Annotated in this window: 20 protein-coding genes and 2 pseudogenes; 10 read left to right on the top strand and 12 right to left on the bottom strand. The window is 69.7% G+C overall.

The features are described 5' to 3' along the window. Position 1: 1 nt before the first annotated feature. Both QUE33_RS07730 and QUE33_RS07735 read right to left on the bottom strand, forming a co-directional pair. Positions 2 to 820: an ABC transporter ATP-binding protein gene (locus QUE33_RS07730; RefSeq protein WP_286302910.1), complete on the bottom strand. Its 819-nt coding sequence runs from the start codon at positions 818 to 820 to the stop codon at positions 2 to 4. Beyond that, a complete protein-coding gene (locus QUE33_RS07735; protein ID WP_286302912.1) occupies positions 817 to 1,485 on the bottom strand; it encodes a FadR/GntR family transcriptional regulator in 669 nt (222 codons plus the stop codon). Before QUE33_RS07735 ends, QUE33_RS07730 begins: the two co-directional genes overlap by 4 nt. 83 nt (positions 1,486 to 1,568) lie before the next feature. On the opposite strand from QUE33_RS07735, the gene QUE33_RS07740 reads away from it, so the two are divergent. The 7 genes and pseudogenes from QUE33_RS07740 to QUE33_RS07770 all read left to right on the top strand — a co-directional run bounded on the left by QUE33_RS07740 (position 1,569) and on the right by QUE33_RS07770 (position 6,642). After that, positions 1,569 to 1,988: a pilus assembly protein CpaE gene (locus QUE33_RS07740; RefSeq protein ID WP_286302914.1), complete on the top strand. Its 420-nt coding sequence runs from the start codon at positions 1,569 to 1,571 to the stop codon at positions 1,986 to 1,988. 81 nt (positions 1,989 to 2,069) lie between these two features. Further along, complete coding sequence (gene paaA / locus QUE33_RS07745; RefSeq protein WP_286302915.1) at positions 2,070 to 3,044, top strand: 1,2-phenylacetyl-CoA epoxidase subunit PaaA; 975 nt, start codon at positions 2,070 to 2,072, stop codon at positions 3,042 to 3,044. Further along, positions 3,044 to 3,475, top strand: coding sequence for a 1,2-phenylacetyl-CoA epoxidase subunit PaaB (paaB, locus tag QUE33_RS07750; RefSeq protein WP_434019621.1), 432 nt, complete (start codon positions 3,044 to 3,046; stop codon positions 3,473 to 3,475). The genes paaA and paaB overlap by 1 nt, the downstream gene beginning before the upstream one ends. After that, positions 3,396 to 4,171, top strand: a pseudogene (gene paaC / locus QUE33_RS07755) (1,2-phenylacetyl-CoA epoxidase subunit PaaC). Before paaB ends, paaC begins: the two are co-directional and overlap by 80 nt. 5 nt (positions 4,172 to 4,176) lie before the next feature. Continuing rightward, positions 4,177 to 4,683: a 1,2-phenylacetyl-CoA epoxidase subunit PaaD gene (gene paaD / locus QUE33_RS07760; protein WP_286302916.1), complete on the top strand. Its 507-nt coding sequence runs from the start codon at positions 4,177 to 4,179 to the stop codon at positions 4,681 to 4,683. Then, complete coding sequence (gene paaE, locus QUE33_RS07765; RefSeq protein WP_286302918.1) at positions 4,683 to 5,849, top strand: 1,2-phenylacetyl-CoA epoxidase subunit PaaE; 1,167 nt, start codon at positions 4,683 to 4,685, stop codon at positions 5,847 to 5,849. Before paaD ends, paaE begins: the two co-directional genes overlap by 1 nt. Before the next feature lie 22 nt (positions 5,850 to 5,871). After that, complete coding sequence (locus QUE33_RS07770; RefSeq protein ID WP_286302920.1) at positions 5,872 to 6,642, top strand: enoyl-CoA hydratase/isomerase family protein; 771 nt, start codon at positions 5,872 to 5,874, stop codon at positions 6,640 to 6,642. A gap of 45 nt (positions 6,643 to 6,687) precedes the next feature. Here the strand turns inward: QUE33_RS07770 and QUE33_RS07775 are convergent, their stop codons facing one another. Both QUE33_RS07775 and QUE33_RS07780 read right to left on the bottom strand, forming a co-directional pair. Continuing rightward, entirely contained in the window at positions 6,688 to 7,002 is a 315-nt protein-coding gene (locus QUE33_RS07775) for a hypothetical protein (protein WP_286302921.1), read from the bottom strand. A gap of 50 nt (positions 7,003 to 7,052) precedes the next feature. Further along, positions 7,053 to 7,277 (bottom strand): hypothetical protein, encoded by a 225-nt coding sequence (locus QUE33_RS07780; protein WP_286302922.1) that lies wholly within the window; start codon positions 7,275 to 7,277, stop codon positions 7,053 to 7,055. Here QUE33_RS07780 and QUE33_RS07785 point away from each other — a divergent pair. Next, the gene (locus QUE33_RS07785) at positions 7,272 to 7,538 is read left to right on the top strand and encodes a hypothetical protein (RefSeq protein ID WP_286302923.1); all 267 of its coding nucleotides are present in this window, start codon (positions 7,272 to 7,274) and stop codon (positions 7,536 to 7,538) included. The two genes, QUE33_RS07780 and QUE33_RS07785, sit on opposite strands and share 6 nt — an antisense overlap. Before the next feature lie 133 nt (positions 7,539 to 7,671). After that, positions 7,672 to 9,399 (top strand): thiamine pyrophosphate-binding protein, encoded by a 1,728-nt coding sequence (locus tag QUE33_RS07790; RefSeq protein WP_286302924.1) that lies wholly within the window; start codon positions 7,672 to 7,674, stop codon positions 9,397 to 9,399. 1 nt (position 9,400) lies between these two features. Here QUE33_RS07790 and QUE33_RS07795 read toward each other — a convergent pair whose 3' ends face one another. Further along, positions 9,401 to 10,573 carry an FAD-dependent monooxygenase gene (locus QUE33_RS07795; RefSeq protein ID WP_286302925.1) on the bottom strand — a complete coding sequence of 391 codons (1,173 nt, stop codon included), beginning with the start codon at positions 10,571 to 10,573 and terminating at the stop codon, positions 9,401 to 9,403. 85 nt (positions 10,574 to 10,658) lie between these two features. Between QUE33_RS07795 and QUE33_RS07800 the strand changes: the two genes are divergently transcribed. Further along, a complete protein-coding gene (locus QUE33_RS07800) occupies positions 10,659 to 11,357 on the top strand; it encodes a TetR/AcrR family transcriptional regulator (protein WP_286302927.1) in 699 nt (232 codons plus the stop codon). Between the two features lie 42 nt (positions 11,358 to 11,399). On the opposite strand, the gene QUE33_RS07805 is transcribed toward QUE33_RS07800, so the two are convergent. The 7 genes and pseudogenes from QUE33_RS07805 to QUE33_RS07835 form a co-directional block, all read right to left on the bottom strand. After that, positions 11,400 to 13,133 (bottom strand): Na+/H+ antiporter, encoded by a 1,734-nt coding sequence (locus tag QUE33_RS07805; protein WP_286302928.1) that lies wholly within the window; start codon positions 13,131 to 13,133, stop codon positions 11,400 to 11,402. A 118-nt stretch (positions 13,134 to 13,251) separates the two neighbouring features. After that, the gene (locus QUE33_RS07810; RefSeq protein WP_286302930.1) at positions 13,252 to 13,860 is read right to left on the bottom strand and encodes a response regulator transcription factor; all 609 of its coding nucleotides are present in this window, start codon (positions 13,858 to 13,860) and stop codon (positions 13,252 to 13,254) included. Next, entirely contained in the window at positions 13,857 to 14,117 is a 261-nt protein-coding gene (locus QUE33_RS07815) for a sensor histidine kinase (protein ID WP_286302931.1), read from the bottom strand. The genes QUE33_RS07810 and QUE33_RS07815 overlap by 4 nt, the downstream gene beginning before the upstream one ends. Then, positions 14,093 to 14,785, bottom strand: coding sequence for a sensor histidine kinase (locus tag QUE33_RS07820; protein ID WP_286302932.1), 693 nt, complete (start codon positions 14,783 to 14,785; stop codon positions 14,093 to 14,095). Before QUE33_RS07820 ends, QUE33_RS07815 begins: the two co-directional genes overlap by 25 nt. Positions 14,786 to 15,053: 268 nt before the next feature. Next, positions 15,054 to 15,881, bottom strand: coding sequence for an ABC transporter permease (locus tag QUE33_RS07825; protein ID WP_286302933.1), 828 nt, complete (start codon positions 15,879 to 15,881; stop codon positions 15,054 to 15,056). Between the two features lie 2 nt (positions 15,882 to 15,883). After that, complete coding sequence (locus tag QUE33_RS07830) at positions 15,884 to 16,852, bottom strand: ABC transporter ATP-binding protein (protein ID WP_286302935.1); 969 nt, start codon at positions 16,850 to 16,852, stop codon at positions 15,884 to 15,886. A gap of 147 nt (positions 16,853 to 16,999) precedes the next feature. Beyond that, positions 17,000 to 18,852: pseudogene (locus tag QUE33_RS07835) on the bottom strand (FAD-dependent monooxygenase). Between the last annotated feature and the right edge of the window lie 61 nt (positions 18,853 to 18,913).

Consider the following 18,913-nt stretch of genomic DNA (forward strand, 5'->3'; position numbering starts at 1 on the left):
CTCATACCGAGGCTGCAGCGCGCGAGGCCGCCCGCGCATGCCACCGTCCGTCGCGGTGCTCGATCCGGATCGGGTGGTCGAAGCTCTCGGACACCCGTTCGGTGGTGAGCACGTCGTCCGCGGCGCCCGCCGCGAGCACCCTGCCCTTGCGGATCAGCATGGCGTGGGTGGTCGTCTCGGGCAGCTCCTCGAGATGATGGGTGACGAGCACCGTGGCAAGGCCCGGCTGGGTGCGGTGCAGCAGGTCGATCGTCTCGAGCAGCTGCTCCCGGGCAGCGACGTCCAGTCCCGTCGACGGCTCATCGAGCAGCAGCAGCGGCGGGTCGGGCAGCAGCGCACGGGCGATCAGCACCCGGCCGCGCTCGCCCTGCGACATCGTCGGCCAGGTCGCGCCGTCCAGCGCACCGAGGCCGAGCAGATCGATCAGGTGGTCGGCTCTCTCCACCAGTTCGGATGCCGGATGCCAGCGGTTCATCAACTCGGTCGTCCCGGTCGCACCGGTGAGCACCACCTGCCGCACTGTCAGCGGCGAGCGCAGCGGATGCCGTGGATCGACGTGCCCGATCGACTCCCGCAGCCGCCGGATCTCCACCCGCCCGAGCTGCTGCCCCAGCACCCGGACGGTTCCGCGCGTGGGATGCTGTTCGGCACCGCACAGGCTGAGGATGCTGCTCTTGCCGGCACCGTTCGGCCCGATCAGCGCCCAGTGCTCTCCCGCACGGATCACGAGGTCGATTCCCGTGAGGATCTGCCGGGAGTTGCGCACCAGATCGACGCCGTCCAGGCGCAGAACTTCGGCGGGGCCTGCGACACCGGTCATGCCAGCACCTCCCCCATCGACTGCAGGTGCTCCCGGCTGCGGGATGCCGCGACATCCGCTTCTCTGCGCGCGATGGCGTCAGCGAGGGCGACGTGCATGTCGTGCTCCGCGTCGTCGCCGTGATGGCCGCGGAGGCGGAGCATCTCGACCATCGCCTGGCGCAGCCGCGGCGTGAAGCCGTCGAACAGCTCGATGAGGATCGGATTGTGCGCCGCGACGACGACCGCACGGTGAAAGTCGGTGTCGGCATCGACGTGGCTCTCGATCTCTTCTCTCCGCTCCCCGCGGCGCGCGAGTGCCGCGCGGATGGCGCGGAGGTCCGCCGGCGTGCGACGGACGGCGGCGAGCGCGGCGGCCTCGGTCTCGATCGCGATGCGCGCCTCGATCACCATCGCGATGTCGGCGCGCCGCAGCACGACATCCCAGTCCTCGGGCACGCCCAGCGCCGTGACGAACACGCCGGATCCCTGTCGGGAGGCAAGCACTCCGCGGCCGGCGAGCTGCCGGATCGCCTCGCGGACGGTCGAGCGCCCGACCCCGAGCTGGGGAGCGAGGGTCGTCTCGCCGGGCAGCTTCTCACCCAGCCGCCACTCCCCCGCGCCGATCCGCTGCAGCAGCAGTTCGGCCGCCTGATCCGCGAGCGGCGTGCGCGTGACCTGTGCCATGACTGCACCCTATCTTCTCTGCTTGTCTGAGGACTTGACGACGACTCTACCCCTGTTTGGCCGGGAGGATCTAGCGTGGAGGAATGATCAGCCGCGAACTCGCCATCGCTCTGCGCGACGCCGGGCTGCAGTGGCGCCCGGAGAGCGGTGACCGCTTTCAGCTCGACCTGCCCGACGAGGTGGAGCCCGAAGTGGAGGCGGAGGTCTTCACCGTCAGCGAGATGACGATCGAGGCCCGGCGGACGCCGTCGGGCACCGATCTCGCCTTCAACGGCACGACCGAGTGGGCACTGGATGCCGTCGAGCTGGACGGCACGGTCTGGCTCCCTCGCGAGGATCAGCTCCGCGACCTGCTGCGCGGAACCTTCCGCCGCCTCGTGCGGCTGACTGACACCTTCCGCGTCGACATCGAGATCGCCGGCGAGGCGCTGGGCTATGAGCATCCGGATCCCGCCGAGGCCTACGGCCGGGCACTGCTCGAGCTGATCCGCCGCTCGCACTGAGCCCGTTCGCTTGCATGCGTCGCACTTCCATGCGACAATTACCAAACGATCGGTCAGTAAAGAAGACCCGAGGAGTCGAAGATGACCAGCCCTGCAGACCTGTCCGCGGTGGACGATGCCGACGCGCTCGCGCGCTTCGACGAGCTCGTCGCCCACGAGCAGCGGATCGAGCCTCGTGACTGGATGCCGGATGCGTACCGCAAGACGCTCATCAGGCAGATCTCCCAGCACGCGCATTCCGAGATCATCGGCATGCAGCCCGAGGGCAACTGGATCACCCGCGCCCCGAGCCTGAAGCGCAAGGCCATCCTGATGGCGAAGGTGCAGGACGAGGCCGGGCATGGACTCTACCTGTATTCCGCCGCGCAGACGCTCGGCGTCACCCGCGACACGATGACGGATCAGCTCATCAGCGGCAAAGCCAAATACTCCTCGATCTTCAACTACCCCACCCCCACCTGGGCCGACATGGGCGCAATCGGCTGGCTGGTCGACGGCGCGGCGATCGTCAACCAGGTGCCGCTGTGCCGCGCGTCCTACGGCCCGTACGGCCGGGCGATGGTGCGGGTCTGCAAGGAGGAGTCCTTCCACCAGCGGCAGGGGTTTGAGATCCTGCTGACCCTCATGCAGGGCTCCGAGGAGCAGCGCGAGATGGCGCAGGATGCCGTGAACCGATGGTACTGGCCGAGCCTGGCGATGTTCGGCCCACCCGATGACCAGTCGCCCAACTCCGCCCAGTCGATGAAGTGGAAGATCAAGCGCTTCTCGAACGACGACCTGCGACAGCGGTTCGTCGGGATGCTGGTGCCGCAGGCTGAGATCCTCGGCATCACCCTGCCCGACCCCGAGCTGAAGTGGAACGAGGAGACCGGCGCCTACGACATGGGCGAGATCGACTGGGACGAGTTCTTCGAGGTGCTGCGAGGCAACGGGCCGTGCAACGCCGAGCGCCTCGAGCGGCGCCGCACCGCCCACGAAGAGGGCGCCTGGGTGCGCGAGGCTGCGGCCGAGTACGCCCGCAAGCAGGCGCTGCGCACAGAAGGGCAGGTGGCGTGATGGCGACCCCCGGCGGCTCCCCCGAAGAGACCTGGCCCCTGTGGGAGGTCTTCGTCCGCGCGAACCGCGGCCTGAACCACGTGCATGTCGGCTCGCTGCACGCCCCGGACGCGAGCATGGCCGTGCGCAATGCCCGCGACCTGTACACGCGACGCAACGAGGGCGTATCCATCTGGGTGGCGCCCGCGGATGCCATCACCACCAGCGACCCCGATGACAAGGGCGCCTTCTTCGAGAGTCCCGCAGGCAAGAACTACCGTCATGCCGTGTACTACACGGCATCCGAGGGGTGCCGCACCTGTGAGCACCGCACATGCCGAGAATGTCCATGTCTCCGTCGACGAGCTGGAGCTGGCATCCGAGCTCTCCGGCGGCGACGCCCGTGCGTACTCGGCCGACATCGCCGAGTACGCGCTCTGGCTGGCCGATGACGCCCTGATCCTCTCCCAGCAGCTGGGCGCGTGGATCTCGCGCGCCCCGGAGCTGGAGGAGGACGTCGCGCTCGGGAACATCGCCCTCGACCTGCTCGGCCACGCCCGGTCGCTGCTGCGCTACGCCGGCTCGTGGGACGGTCGCAGCGAGGACGATCTGGCGTATTTCCGCGACGAGCCCGAGTTCCGCAGCGCCTGGATCATGGAGCAGCCCAACGGCGACTTCGCCCAGACCATCGCCCGCCAGCTCATCGCGTCCGTGTACATGTACGAGCTGTACACGGCGCTGCGCTTCTCGACCGATCGCACCTTCTCCGCGATTGCGGAGAAGTCGCTCAAGGAGGTCGACTACCACCGCGACCACGCCGTGCAGTGGGTGCTGCGCCTGGCCGGCGGTACCGAGGAGTCCCGCAGCCGGATGATCCGCGCGCTGCGCGATGTCTGGCCGTACGCCGACGAACTGTTCCGCGACGAACCGCTCATCGACCGCCTGGGCGATGCGGCTGCACGCCCTCGACCCTGCGGCCCGGCTTCGACGCTGTGATCGACACGGTCTTCGCCGAAGCCGAGCTGGAGATCCCGGCGGTGGCCGCCTCCCGCGCCGGGGGCCGGTACGGGAGCCACGCGACGCCGATGGGTCACCTGCTCGCCGAGATGCAGGTGCTCGCCCGACGGCATCCGGGAGCGAGCTGGTGAGCGCCATGACCGCACAGTCCGTCGACACACTCGCGACCCGTGCGCGCGAGATCGCTGCACGCGTGGCCGACCCCGAGATCCCCGTGCTCACCATCGAGGACCTCGGCGTGCTGCGCGACGTGAGAGCGGATGCCGATGGTCGCATCGCCGTCGACATCACGCCGACGTACAGCGGATGCCCCGCCATGGACGCGATCCGCGACGACATCGTCCTCGCCCTCACCGCCGATGGTTTCGAGGACGTCGAGGTGCGCCTCGTGCTCTCCCCCGCGTGGACCACCGACTGGATGAGCGAAGACGGCAAGCGCAAGCTGGTGGAGTACGGCATCGCGCCGCCGTCCGGCCGCGCCGCACACCGGCAGGGCCCGATTCGGCTCGCGCTGAGCGTGCGATGCCCGCAATGCGGCTCGCTGGACACCCGCGAGGTCTCCCGCTTCGGCTCCACCTCCTGCAAGGCCCTCTACGAGTGCCGCGCGTGCCAGGAGCCCTTCGACCACTTCAAGGTGATCTGATGTCGCTGTTCCGGCTGCCGGATGCCCGATCCGCCGACGCCGTCACGACGCGCGGTCGAGTCCGCGAGCGTCAGCGCGCGCGTTTCCACACCCTGACCGTGTCGGAGGTACGCCACCTCACCGACGACGCCGTCGAGGTCACCTTCGCGGTGCCGGCAGACCTCGCCGACGATTACGACTACCTGCCGGGACAGTACGTCGCACTGCGCGTGCACCTGGAAGGCGCCGAAGTGCGCCGTTCGTACTCGCTGTGCCGTCCGCCGACGCCCACAACGGGCGGCGGTGCGACCCTGAGCGTGGCCGTCAAGCGCGATGAGGGCGGCCTGTTCTCCACGTGGGCGCAGACGCAGCTGACTCCGGGGTTCGAGATCGATGTGATGAGCCCGCAGGGCACGTTCACCTCCGGTCTCGCCGAGCTCGACGGCGCGCACGTCGTCGGCATCGCGGCGGGCTCGGGCATCACGCCGATGATGGCACTCGCGCGGGATCTGCTCACGGCATCCAACACCACCCGGTTCACGCTGCTGTACACCAACCGGTCGACCAGAGACGTGATGTTCCTCGAGGATCTCGCCGATCTGAAGGACCGCTACCCCACCCGCCTGGTGCTGCATCATGTGCTCTCCCGCGAGCAGCGCACCGCTCCCGTGCTGTCGGGTCGCATCGATGAGGAGCGGCTGCGCACGATCCTCGACTCGCTGATCCTGCCCGCCACGGTCGACGAGTGGTTCCTGTGCGGGCCGTTCGCCCTGGTCGACCTGTGCCGCGAGGTGCTGGCAGAGGTCGGCGTGCCGCGCGAGCACATCCGCTTCGAGCTGTTCACCACCGGGGATGCGCCTGCAGAGCGCGGCCCGCGCCGGGTGGAGGTGCGCCAGGGCGAGAAGGCCTACCGGATCGAGATCAACCTCGACGGCGTCTCATCGACCGTCGAGAGTCCGGTCGACGCGCACGAGTCCGTGCTGAACGCCGCCCTGCGGGTGCGCCCGGACGCACCTTTCGCCTGCTCGGGAGGCGTGTGCGGCACCTGCCGCGCCCGCGTGCTCGAGGGCAGCGTGACGATGACCGAGAACTACGCGCTCGAGCCCGACGAGCTCGAGCGCGGCTATGTGCTCACCTGCCAGTCCCACCCCACCAGCGACCGCATCGTGGTCGACTACGACGTCTGACCTCGTTCTCCGGAGGAGCACCATGATCGACCTCGACATCGCATCCGACGTCGCCCACATCACGCTGAACGCCCCCGCCAAGCTCAACTCCCTCGACGAGCAGGCCCTGCACGATCTCGGCGCCGCCTACGACGAGGCCGAGCGTGCCGGCGTGCGTGCCCTCCTGCTTCGGGGCGAGGGCCGTGCGTTCTGCGCCGGGCGCGACATCTCCGGCGTCGACCCGCGCGACGACGACGTGATCGGGTATCTGGGCGGGATCGTCACCCCGCTGCTGAAGAAGCTGGCGGCGTTCCCGGCACCGACGTTCGCGGTCGCGCACGGTGCCTGCCTGGGCGTGGGGCTCGGGCTGCTCATCGCCACGGATGTCGTGTACGTCGCCGAATCCGCGAAGATCGGCTCCCCGTTCGCCGCCCTCGGCGCGACGCTGGACTCCGGCGGTCACGCACTGTTCCTGGACAGGCTCGGCGCGCACCGCACCCTCGACCTGATCTATACGGGCCGCCTGATGTCAGGCTCCGAGGCGGTGGCATCCGGTCTCTTCTCCCGCGTTCTCCCCGATGACGAGGTCGTGCCGGCGACGACGGATGCCGCCGCAGCGGCGTCCCGGGGCGCCACCGCGGCGTTCCTGGCCAGCAAGCAGCTCATCGCCCGCATCCGGGACGAGCGTCTCGCGCTGTGGGAGGCGGTCGAGATCGAGAACGCCGCACAGGCCGCCCTCTGCGACACGGACGACTACCGCGAGGGCTTCGCCGCCTTCCAGCAGAAGCGCACGCCCGAGTTCACCGGCCACTGACCGCGGGCGACGACCTGCATGGGGTAGAAACGAAGGAGGAGCGCGCTACGTCTCTGCATCCGTCCACCACCCGAGGTTCCCCATGTGCCGTCTGTTCGCCTTCGTCTCCCCCGAACCTGCCACCGCGCGCGGCGCCCTCGGGGTCGAAGGACGCGCGAGCATGCTGTCACTGGCGCGCCTGCACGGCGACGGCTGGGGCTGGGCGGGAGTGCGCGCACCCGGCACGCCGCCCATCGTGGTCCGATCGCCCGGCTCGGCGATCTCGGACCCCGGGTTCGACGCGGCATTGACCACGCCCGGCCGGGCGGCGATGGTGCACCTGCGCTGGGCGACGGCCGGCCTGCCGGTGAATGAGCACAATGCGCATCCTTTCCAGGCCGACGGCATCGCCTTCGCGCACAACGGCACCATCAAACCGCTCGACACGCTGCGCACCCTGCTCTCCCCGAGAGCGTCGCACAGCTCACCGGCACGACCGACAGCGAGATGTACTTCGCGCTCATCCGCGAGCAGCTCGGGCTGGGTCTCCCCTGCCCGACGCCACCGTCCACGTCGCACGCCGACTGCGCGAGCTGTTCCCGCTGGCCAGCCTCAACGCGCTGATCCTCGATCGCGAGCACCTCGTCGTCGTGCACGCCAGCGCCACCAGCATCCTCACCGATCACGATCTGGAGCGCCTCGCCCCCATGGCCGAGCTGCTGCCCAGCGAGCACAACGAGGACTACTTCGCGCTGCGCCGGCGCGAGAGCGCCGACGGCACCATCATGGTCGGCTCCACCGGCGTCGCCGGCGAGGGCTGGGCGCCCCTTCCGGCCGAGGCCGTCACCGCGATCCGTCTCGACGACCTCCGCAGCTCTACCGTCGAGCTGACACCGGTCGCGACCGCGCGCTCCTGACCCGTCACCGATAGAATCGAGTCGTCCGGCCACGGCCGGTGCCCGAAAAAGGGGCACGAAGCACTCCGCGCCGATGCGTGAGCGGCGAGACACATACGGACCCCATCCGTTCCCGTGTCGAAAGGCCTTTCGCATGCCCACCGTCTCCGCCCACGTCGCCCTCACCCTCGCCCAGCACGTCGACCACGTCTTCGGTGTGATGGGGAACGGCAACGCCTACTTCCTCGACGCCATCGAGTCCCAGACGGATGCCGTGTTCACCGCGGTCCGTCATGAGCAGGGCGCCGTGGTCGCCGCCGACGCGCACTATCGCGCCTCCGGCCGGATCGCCGCCGCCACCTCGACCTACGGTGCCGGCTTCACGAACACGATCACCGCCCTCGCCGAGGCCGTGCAGGCGCACGTGCCGCTGGTGCTCGTGGTCGGCGACGAGCCGACATCGGGCCCGCGTCCATGGGACGTGGACCAGATCGCCCTGGCATCCGCCGTCGGTGCGCGCACGTACACCACCGGACGCGCCGACGCCGCGGCGACGACGGTGATCGCTGTGGAGCACGCCCTCACCTACCGCACGCCCGTGGTCCTCGCGATCCCGTACGACGTCGCCGCCCTCGAGGCGGGGCCGGTCCCCGAGGCGCCCGCCCCACGCATCCCGGCGCCACCGAGCCCGCGCGGCGAGTTCGCCGAGGGGATGCTGGACGAGATCGCCGACGCGCTGCGCAGTGCCGAACGTCCGTTCCTGCTGGCCGGCCGCGGGGCCTGGCTGGCCGGTGCGAGCGAGGCGCTGGGCGCGCTCGCGGATGCGACGGGTGCGCTGACGGCATCCACCGCACTCGGCCGCGGCGTGTTCCCCGACACCCGCTACGACCTGGGTGTGGCGGGCGGCTTCGGCGCAGACGGCGCGATGGCGCTCATCCGCGAGGCCGATGTCGCCGTGGTGTTCGGTGCCGCCCTGAACCAGTTCACGATGCGCTTCGGCGAACTGTTCGCGCCCGGCACCCGCATCTTCCAGATCGACGTGTCCCCCGCCGCGACGCACGCGCACGTCGGAGGCTTCGTCCGCGCCAACGCCCGCGTCGCCGCGGAGCGCCTCGTCGAGCTCCTCACCTCCGGCCGACACGACTCCCAGGATTCTGACCGCGAAGGCGCCGACAGTCCGACCGGGAGCACCGCCGACGGGGAGCTCTCCGGGATTGTGACCGGTGGCTGGCGCGCATCCGTCGACGTCGCGGCTGCGCGACGGTACGACGATGCCGACGAGCTCGCTGCCGACGGGCGGCTGGATCCGCGTGCCGCGGCGCAGCGGATCGCCGAGCTGCTGCCCGAGGATCGCGTGGTCGTCTCGGACGGCGGCCACTTCATCGGCTGGGCGAACATGTACTGGCCGGTCGCATCGCCCGACCGCATGATGATGGTGGGCACCGCCTTCCAGTCGATCGGGCAGGGGTGGCCGAGCGTGGTCGGGGCCACTCGGGCGCGTCCGGAGGCGACCGTCGTACTCACCTCCGGAGACGGCGGCGGCCTGATGGCCGTCGCCGACCTGGAATCCGCGGTGCGCGCGGCCGGCGGCCACGGTATGGCCGTGATCTGGAACGATGCCGCCTACGGCGCCGAGGTGAATCTGTACGGACTGAAGGGGCTCGCCGAGGCTCCGATGCTGATCCCCGAGGTCGACTTCGCCGCCTTCAGCGCCGCGGTGGGCGCGGAGGGCGTGGTGGTGCGCACGCTCGACGACCTCGAGCGGCTGCGCACCTGGGCCGCCGAGCCGGCGGAGAGCCGTCGCTTCCTCGTGCTCGATCTGCGCATCTCGGGTCGGGTCATCGCCCCGTATCAGCAAGAGATCATCCGCGTGAACTCCTGAGTCACCGCATGCGGTAGTCGGGGATGCTGTCGTCGGTGGCGAACGTGTCGGTGAGCCACATCATCGAGCGGTACATCACGGGGTTCGAGAAGGTCCAGTCGCGGGTGCGGATGCGCCAGCGGGAGGGCGGTGCGAGGAATGGACCCACATTGCCGGACCGGGCGATCTTCGTCGGCTTCCACATCCGCCGGTCGTACGCCGCGAACCCCGCGACGTGGTCTCCTCGGGCGGCGATCAGCTCACCGGCCAGCACATAGGCGCCAATCAGCGCCAGACCGGTGCCGAATCCACCCAGGGTGTTGACGAACCCGGCATCGCCGACGAGCGCGACCCGCCCCCGGGTGAACGAGGTCATGGTCGTGCGCGCCAGCACATCCAGGTAGAAGTCGTCCGCGTCGCGACCTGCTGCGATCGCCTGCGGCACCCGCCACCCGGATCCGGCGAACGCCGATTCGAGCAGGGCACGCTGCGAGCCGACGTCGCGCCGATCATAGTCGCCCCCATCGGCGCGGAAGACGAACAGGCTCGGCGCCTTCTGCCCGCCGAGCAGCGCCAGCCGCCCCGGCTCGTTGTAGCCGTAGGCGATCGCTCTCCCGTCGGGCAGCTGCCGTTCCAGGCCGTCGAGCGGCATCTCGCCGCTGGCCACGGCGTAGCAGTATCCGCGTGACTGAATGAATCGGTCCTCGGGCCCGAACGCGAGTCGCCGCACGGCGGAGTGCACGCCGTCCGCACCGATCACCAGATCGAACCGCTCACTCGGCCGGGTGGCGAAGGACACGTCGACACCCGAACCCGACTCGGCGAGGGCGACGATCTCGTCGTCGAAGACGTACTCGGCGTCGGCCCGCGACTGCTCGTGCAGGATGCCGGCGAGATCTCCTCGCAGGATCTCGACGTCACCGCCGATGAACTCTCCCGGCACGGTGGCCTTCACCCGATCGTCCTCGTCGACCAGCCGCCAGTCGGTCTTCGCGGTCTGCCGCGCGTGCACGTCGTCGAGGATGCCCATCCGCTCGAGCACGTCACGGTGCGTGCGCCCCTTGAAATCCACTGCCTGTCCGCCGGGTCGCAGGGCCGGCGCCTTCTCGACGATGGTCACGTCGAACCCGTTGCGTCCCAGCCAGCGTGCGAGTGCGGGGCCCGCGATGCTCGCCCCTGAGATCAGAACCTTCATGGTGACTCCTTCGATCAATTAATTGCGTCTTTGAGACACAATACATAATCGCGTACACTGGACGCAATTACTTTCAGGAGTTTCCATGGACGATGCGACTGACCTGCTCTGGACGCCCCCGGCACCGTCGAAACGCGGGCCGAAGCCCCGATTCACCCTCGACGCGATCGCCGAGACGGCGATCGCCCTCGCCGATGAACACGGGCTCGAGGCGGTGACCATGCAACGGGTCGCCTCGCACCTCGGCACCACGAAGATGGCGCTGTACCGCTATCTGCCCGGTCGCACGGAACTGGATGCCGTGATGCTCGACCGGGCGCTCGGCGTCCCCGGGCCCCTCCCCGGCGATGACTGGCGACCCGCGCTCGCACAGTGGGCAGACGGGTTGCACCGGCGTGTGCTGTCGAAGCCGTGGACGGTCGAGCTCAGCCAGCGACCTCACCTCCCCGGCCCCTCCGAGCTCGCCTGGTTCGAAAAGGCGCTGGCGGCGATGTCCGGCCTTCCGCTGCGCGGGGGCGAGAAGCTCGACGTGCTGACCCTGCTGGTCGGACACGTGATGTCGCTCGCACGTCGCGAGGGACAGGACGCGGCATCCGAGGCGGAGCTGGCCCGCGGACTCGCACCCATCCTCCGCACGCACGCACAGGAGTTCCCGCACACCGCCGCCGCCTTCGCGGAGAGCGCCGAGGAGGGAGCTCAGGACAGCGCCCTCCGCTTCGGCATCGATCGAATCCTCGACGGCGTCCAGCTGCTCCTCGCCGAACGCCACAGCCCCGGCGCGTGAGCATCAGAGCCCGGAGCACACGAAAGGACTCGGGTGGGCTGCTCAGTCGAGCTGCTCGATGCCCTCCAGGCGGATCTGATCGAGGTCGAGACGCGCAGAGATCCGGGACACCACCAGATCGTCGATCGCTCCCGACCGGCGCAGGCTGCCGAGCACCGCACGCTTCTGCTCGAGCATCGCGAGCTTCAGCCGCGAGAACTCATCGTGACGGATCAGCGGCGAACGCTGCTCGAGATCGACATCCGCCGAGGTCGCGACCATCTGCAGCGTCGTGCCCTCGGCGACCGCCGGAGCGCTGCTCGGCTCCGCTGCACCGCCGGCGAGCGGATCCGGTGAGTCCAGCAGATCCTCCATGGCCCCCACCTCGGCGTCGATGAGCACCCGCTCCCGGGCCATCGCCCTGGCGTTGGCGAGTTCGAGCATCTCGTAGCCGTCGCGACGCACCCGATCGCGCACCTCATCGCTGATTCCGTGCTCGGCGGCGAGCGCATCGAGTGCCGCCATCGCCGCGCCCGAGATCGCACGCTCGGCGAGCTCGAACTCCTCGTCCTCGCCGTGATCCTCGGGGTACCGCGCCCAGCGGACGACGGCCGGGAGCAGCGGACCCTGCACGAGAAGACTGAGCAGGATCACTCCCGCCGTGACGAAGACGATGTCGTCCCGGCCCTCCAGGCGCACGCCGCCGGGGGTGGCCAGTGGCACCGACAGCGCGATGGCGAGCGAGACCGCGCCACGCATGCCCGCGACGGTGGTGACGATCTGCATCCTGATGTGCAGCCCCGGTGGGTGCGCGGGTCCGCCGCCGATCCGCTGGAACGGCATGGCGAGCAGCTGGAACAGAAAGCGCACCACCAGCAGCGTCGCCCAGACGGCGACCGTGGCGAGCGTGAGCCAGCCGATGGTCTGCAGCGAGGTCTGATGCACGACCCACTGCACTTCGAGCCCGATCAGCACGAACAGTGCGCCGTTGAGCAGGAAGACCCCGAACGGCCAGGCCGCCTCGGCCTGACGCCGCGACGCGGCGGTGGTGACCCGGGAGTTCAGGTAGGAGGCGATGAGACCGGCGACCACGACGGCGAGCACACCGGACGCCTGGATCAGCTCGGCGATCATGAACGCCGTGAACGGCAGCAGCAGCATCGTCACGTTGATCGTCATCGTCGCCCGCACCCGACGCAGCAGCAGCCACGCGGCAGCGGCCACCACCACGCCGACGGCGATGCCCCCGAGATACGAGACGATGACCGTCCACGTGACCATGAGCGGCGTGACCTGGCCGCCGACGGCGAGCGACACGGCGATCGCGTACAGCACGAGCGCGGTGCCGTCGTTCGTCAGGCTCTCGGCCTTCAGCTTCATAAAGCTGCGCCGCGGCAGCAGCCTTCCCAGCGCCGCGACGGCCGTGGCGTCGGGCGGGGCCACGGCAGCCCCCAGGATCAGGGCGATCTCCCAGGGCAGGCCGAACAGCACGGCCACCCCTGCCACGGCGAAGGCGGAGGCGACCACCAGCAGCGTGCTCATCGGCAGGATGTAGCGGAAGTCGCGCCGGATCGAACGCAGTGAGGTGGTCAGGCTCTCCCAGAACAGCATCACCGGCAGGAACAGCAGCAGCACCGTCTCGGGCGGCAGTTGCACCTCGCGCAGCGCAGGCACGAAACCCAGCAGCAGCCCGAAGACGACCAGCACCAACGGCAGCGCGACGCGCACCCGGGGCGCCAGCATCGTCCCGATCAGAATCGTCAGTCCCAGCAGGACCGTGATCTCCAGACCTTCCATGCACCCACCTCCGTCTGTCCCTCACCGTGCAGCAGCACGCGCTCAAGGCACAGCACCCGCCACGCACACGGTATTCCCGAGACGTCCCGCACAAAAGGGGCTGTGCTGCCGTGACCGGTCAGATCCAGCCCTTGTCCTGCGCGATCCGCACCGCCTGCGCCCGATTCGCGGCGCCGGTCTTGCCGATGACCGCCGACAGATGGTTGCGCACCGTCCCGGCCGAGAGGAAGACCTCGGATGCGATGGCCGCGGCCGAGCGCCCGTCCACCGCAAGCCTCAGCACCTGCCGCTCGCGCTCGCTGAGCGGGTTGGCTCCCTCGAACAGGCTCTCCTCGGCGAGGGCCGAGTCGACCACCCGCAGTCCCGAGTGCACCCGGCGCACGGCATCCGCGAGCTCCTCGGCGGGGGCGTCCTTCGCCATGAAGCCGGCCGCGCCGGCATCCAGGGCCGAACGCAGGTAGCCGGGCCGGGCGAACGTCGTCACGACCAGCACCCGCGTGCCAGGGCTCGCCTGCCGCAGCCGGCGAGTCGCCTCGATGCCGTCCAGATCCGGCATCTGGATGTCCATCAGGCAGACGTCGGGGGTCAGCTCCTGCACCAGTCGCACCGCTTCGGCGCCGTCGGCCGCCACCCCGGCGACCTCGATGTCATCCTCCAGTGCGAGCAGTGCGGCGAGCGCGCCGCGCACGAGCGCCTGGTCGTCGGCGATCACGATCCGGATGCTCACCACGTCACCTCCACCCGCGTGCCGCCCCCTGATGGGCTCGTCAACCGGAAGTGGGCGCCCGCGGCCGCGGCGCGCTCGCGCATCCCGCGAACGCCGTTGCCCTCCGCGTCGCCGGCGCCGCACCCGTCGTCCTGCACGGCCAGCAGACCCGGTCGCAGCGAGACCGCCACAGTGGACGCCTCGGCGTGGCGCAGGATGTTGGTGGTCGCCTCACGCAGAATCCAGCTCGCGGTCAGCCCCTGCGCCGGGGAGAGCACCCCGGCTCGCCGTCCACGACCGGACTGATGCCCGCCGACCGCAACGCGTCGGTGCTCGCTGCGAGCTGCTCGGTGAGGGAGGCGGCTCTCGCGCCCGCCACGGTGCTGCGCACCCCGCTGATCGCCTCGGCGGCCAGCGCCTCGATGTCGGCCAGCTCCGCGCGGGCGCGCTCCGGATCGGAATCGATCAGGCGGCGTGCCAGCTGCGCCTTCATGCGGACCACGGTGAGGGAATGCCCGATCAGATCGTGCACATCGCGCGCGAGCGCCTCACGTCCCTCGCTGGTCGCCAGTTCCAGGCTGAGCCGCTCGGCGTCGGCAGAGCGGATGATCAGCCAGGTCGAGACGGTGTTCACGACGCCGAGCAGCCCGACGATCGCCAGAATCGAGAGGTAGTCCAGGCCGCCCGGCAGCAGGAAGACCCACAGGGCGGTCACGATCACGGCGCCGATGGTGGTGGCCCAATGCGCGATTCTGGTGAGTCCGTACGACGCGAACGACATGATGAACGGCAGAAAGCTCAGTGCCGAGCCGCTCTCTGCGGGGATGGATGCCAGCGCACACAGGATGAGTCCGCCGAAGAACGCCCACTGCCCGGCATCCGGTCTGCGCCCCAGCCCGCCGGCACCGGCCACGCCGCGCATGAAGCCGACCACGTACAGCAGCACGAAGACCGCCAGCGCCGTCCAGCCGATGACGATCCACGGGAGAGGGCCGCGCTGTCCAGCAGCGCGAGCACCGGGTACACCAGGAAGACCAGCCAGATCACGGCCATCAGCCAGCCGAAGCGGTCCCAGTGATTCTTCCGCGCCGGGCGCGGCCGTGCCATCCAGGTGGCGGGCACGGATCCGGCGGCGGGCCGGTCCTGCTGTGCAGTCCGATCCGCCGCCGTGCCGTCGCCATCGTGGGTCGTCATGAATCCAACCTACTGATCGGTCACTGGCGGGTGCGCGAGCGGCGCACGCCGGCGACCACGAGCACGATGAAGACGGTCACCCAGACTGCCACGTTCAGCAGCACCATCCACAGCGGGTCGGTCTGCCCGGTGGTGAGGGTCCCGTCGGTGAGCGGCCAGCGCGACAGGGCCGCGAAGCCGTACAGCGGGGTGAAGCGGGCGACGTCGAGCATGATGCCGTCCAGCGGCATGAACACGTTTCCGAAGAAGGCGAAGAACGTCATCGAGATCGACGCGAGCGCAGCCGCCGAGTCGGCGTTGAAGAACAGGCCGACACCCAGCCCGAACAGCCCGAACATCAGCCCCAGGCCGAGGATGATCCCCGCCGCGGCGAACCAGCGCCAGAGGTCGTCGGCCTGTGCCCCGGTGATCATGCCGGCGACGAAGACGACGATCAGCGCGAGCGAGGCGAACGTCACCGCCGTGATCAGCTTGGTCATCGCGTACCCGACGGTGCTCAGCGGAGTCATCGCCAGCTGGCGGCCCCACCCCTGCTTCGACTCGGTGGCGGCGAGCGAGGTCAGCGAGCTCATCGCCACCGCGGTTCCGTAGGCGGCCATCGAGACCATCACGTAGAAGGACACATTGCCGTGCCCGGCCGACATCGTGCCGTAGGAGGCGCTGGCGCCGAAGATCACGTACATCAGCACCGGCATGGCCAGGGTGAAGGCCAGCGTGTACGGGTTGCGCAGCTGGCGCACGCCCTCGATGCGCAGCATGGTCAGCGAGATCCCGCGGCGTCGGGGCTGTGCGACCCGGCCTGCGGAAGCCGGGGCGAGCGGGGCGGATGTGGGGGTCGTGGTGGTCATAATCAGTCCTCCGTCAGTGCGGTGAAGGCGGTTTCGAGGGTGGGGGCGGCGATCTCCAGATCGCGGGCGCCGGCCTGCAGAAGGGCCGCGGCAACGGCATCCGAGTCCGCGGCACGCAGCGTGAGCCGACCGGCGTCCACGCGAAGCTCTGCGACGTCGCTGCGGGTGCGCAGGTCGTCGGCGATGCGGGAATCACCGTCCGGCAGGGTCGCGGCGACCGTGCGGGCGCCGAGTCCGGCGCGCAGCTGCGCCGTGGGTGCGTCGGCGACGATCCGGCCGTGGTTCATCACGACCGTGCGGCGGGCGAACTGCTCGGCCTCCTCCAGGTAGTGCGTGGCGAAGATGATGGTGCGGCCGGCATCGGCGTCCGCCCGCATGACGTCCCAGAAGTGCCGGCGGGCCGTGACGTCCATGCCTGCGGTGGGCTCGTCGAGCACGAGGATGTCGGGATCGGCGACCAGGGCGAGCGCGAACTTGATGCGCTGCTGCTCACCGCCTGAGCATTTCGACACCCTGCGGCGCGCGATGGCGTCCAGGTCGGTGCGAGCCAGCACCTCGGGGACGCGAGCCAGAGCGGCCGCGCCGTGCAGCGAGGCGATCAGGCTCACCGTCTCGCCGACCGTCAGGTCCGAAAGCAGGCCGCCGGTCTGCAGCACCGCCGCGATCGCACCGTCGGCGGTCGCGCGGGACGGACGGCCGCCGAGAACCTGCACCGTGCCCTCGTCGGGCTCGGTGAGGCCGAGCAGGATGTCGAGCGTCGTGGTCTTTCCGGCGCCGTTGGGGCCGAGCAGGGCGACGATCTCGCCGCGGCGGATCGCCAGATCGACGCCGTCGACGGCCTGCACGCGTCGCTCGCCCGATCCGAAGCCCTGGCGCACGCCGCTCAGCGCGATGACGACGTCATGCTGGGTCGTGCCCTGAGTCGTGGATGCGGGGATGGTCCGCCTCTGCGGAGCTGCTGTCGTTTGCATGATTCCAGCGTCGCACGCCGGAGCCGCGGACGCCGGAGGGCGATGTCACGAGGTCGACGTGACAGTTGTCACGCCGCAGCCGCTTTCGAATCGCGCAAATGGTGCGATATCCGGGCAGAATGGCGCAATTTGAGCGATTCGAACGTGTCAGGATGCCGGCAGCAGGTTCCCCTCGAAGAACGCCGCCAGCTCGTCCACGTCGTCCAGCGGCAGAATCGCGGCCACGTACTGGTCGGGGCGCACCACGACGACCACACCGTCCCGCGAGAGCTCGCGCGCCTCGAAGATGTCGTCGTGACACCAGACCGTGGGCGCCGCCGAGTAGATCTTCTCCCAGTCCGTCAGCCCGTAGGGGCCGGTCTGCGGCCGGAACAGTGCGGGAGCGTCGGTGAACTCCCGCTCGTCGAAGCGCTGCTGATAGATGGCCTTCACGTCGAAGACCGCGTCCACGTCGCCGTCTTTCGGCGTGTACCGGGCGAACAGCGGCTCGACGGACTCGGCCCATGACGACAGCTTCACTGCATCCGCGTCGGCGAAGGCGTACACCCGCCAGCGCCCGTCGGCCTTCGCGTGGTGACCGAGGTGCACGACGTTGCCGTCGCCGACCCGGGTGACCTCGGCGGACTTGAAACGCTTGCCGAGCGGGAAGCCCGCCGCGAGCTCCTGCCGGGAGGAGCCGTCGATGATCATCGAAGGCCCGTACTGCGTCATGAAGCCGGAGGGGAACTCAGCCGTCGCCAGGTAGTAGGTCGCGAGATCCTGCGGGTCCGAGATCTCCTCGGGCTTGCGCGCCATCAGGCTGGACCACTCCCGGTCGAAGTCGATCAGCTGCTGGGCGACTGGACGACGTTCGGCCGCGTAGGTCGACAGCAGCTCCTGCGGCGCACGCCCGGTGAGCACGTGACCGAGCTTCCAGCCCAGGTTGAAGCCGTCCTGCATCGACACGTTCATGCCCTGGCCGGCCTTCGCGCTGTGCGTGTGGCAGGCGTCTCCGGTGAGGAAGACCCGCGGATGCCGGTCGGCATCCAGCGCGTCGTCGAAGCCGTCGGTCACCCGGTGCCCGACCTCGTAGACGCTGTGCCAGGCGACCTCCTTCACATCGATCGCGTAGGGATGCAGGATCTCGTTGGCGCGGCGGATGACGGTCTCCAGCGGAGTGCTTCTGACCTGGTGGTTGTCGCCCTCCGCGACCTCGCCGAGATCGATGTACATCCGGCTGAGGTAGCCGCCCTCGCGAGGGATGTGCAGGATGTTGCCCGCCTCGGCGTTGATCGCGCATTTGATGCGCCAGTCCGGGAAATCGGTGTTGACCAGCGCATCCATCACGCCCCAGGCGTGCGCGGCCATCACGCCGACGTGCTTGCGGCCGATGGCCTCGCGCACGCCGCTGCGGGCGCCGTCGCAGCCGGCGACGTATTTCGCCCGGATCGTGCGCTCGGTCCCATGATCGTTCACTCGCACCTCGACCGGGTGCTCGCCCGTCTCGTGCACGGTGAGCCCGGTGAACTCCACGCCGTAGTCCGGGACGATGCGTCCGGGCCCGTTCAGCGCCGCCTCGGCGAAGTAGTCCAGCACGCGCGCCTGGTTCACGATCAGGTGCGGGAACTCGCTGATCTTCAGCCCGTAGTCCTCGGTGCGCGAGGTGCGGACGATGTTCTCCGGATGCTCGGGGTCGGGCCCCAGAAGTTCATCCAGCCGATGTTGTACGCCTCGGCGACGATGCGCGGCGCAAAGCCGAATGCCTGGAACGTCTCGACGCTGCGCGGCTGGATGCCGTCGGCCTGGCCCAGCACGAGGCGGCCATCCCGCTTCTCGATGATGCGGGTGACCACGCTCGGGAACTGCGACATCTGCGCGGCCAGCAGCATGCCGGCGGGGCCGGACCCGACGATGAGCACATCGACCTCGTCGGGCAGGTCGTCGGGACGGTCCAGACCGGTGCCCTCAGCGGGGAGCACCCGCGGGTCGTGGGAGACGTAGCCGTGGTGGTGGAACTGCATTGTCGGGTCCTTCGCTGAACGTCGTCGGGTACTGAGCTGGTGTCGTTCTCTCTCTGGCTGT

Source organism: Microbacterium suwonense (assembly GCF_030296555.1).
Classification (GTDB): domain Bacteria; phylum Actinomycetota; class Actinomycetes; order Actinomycetales; family Microbacteriaceae; genus Microbacterium; species Microbacterium suwonense.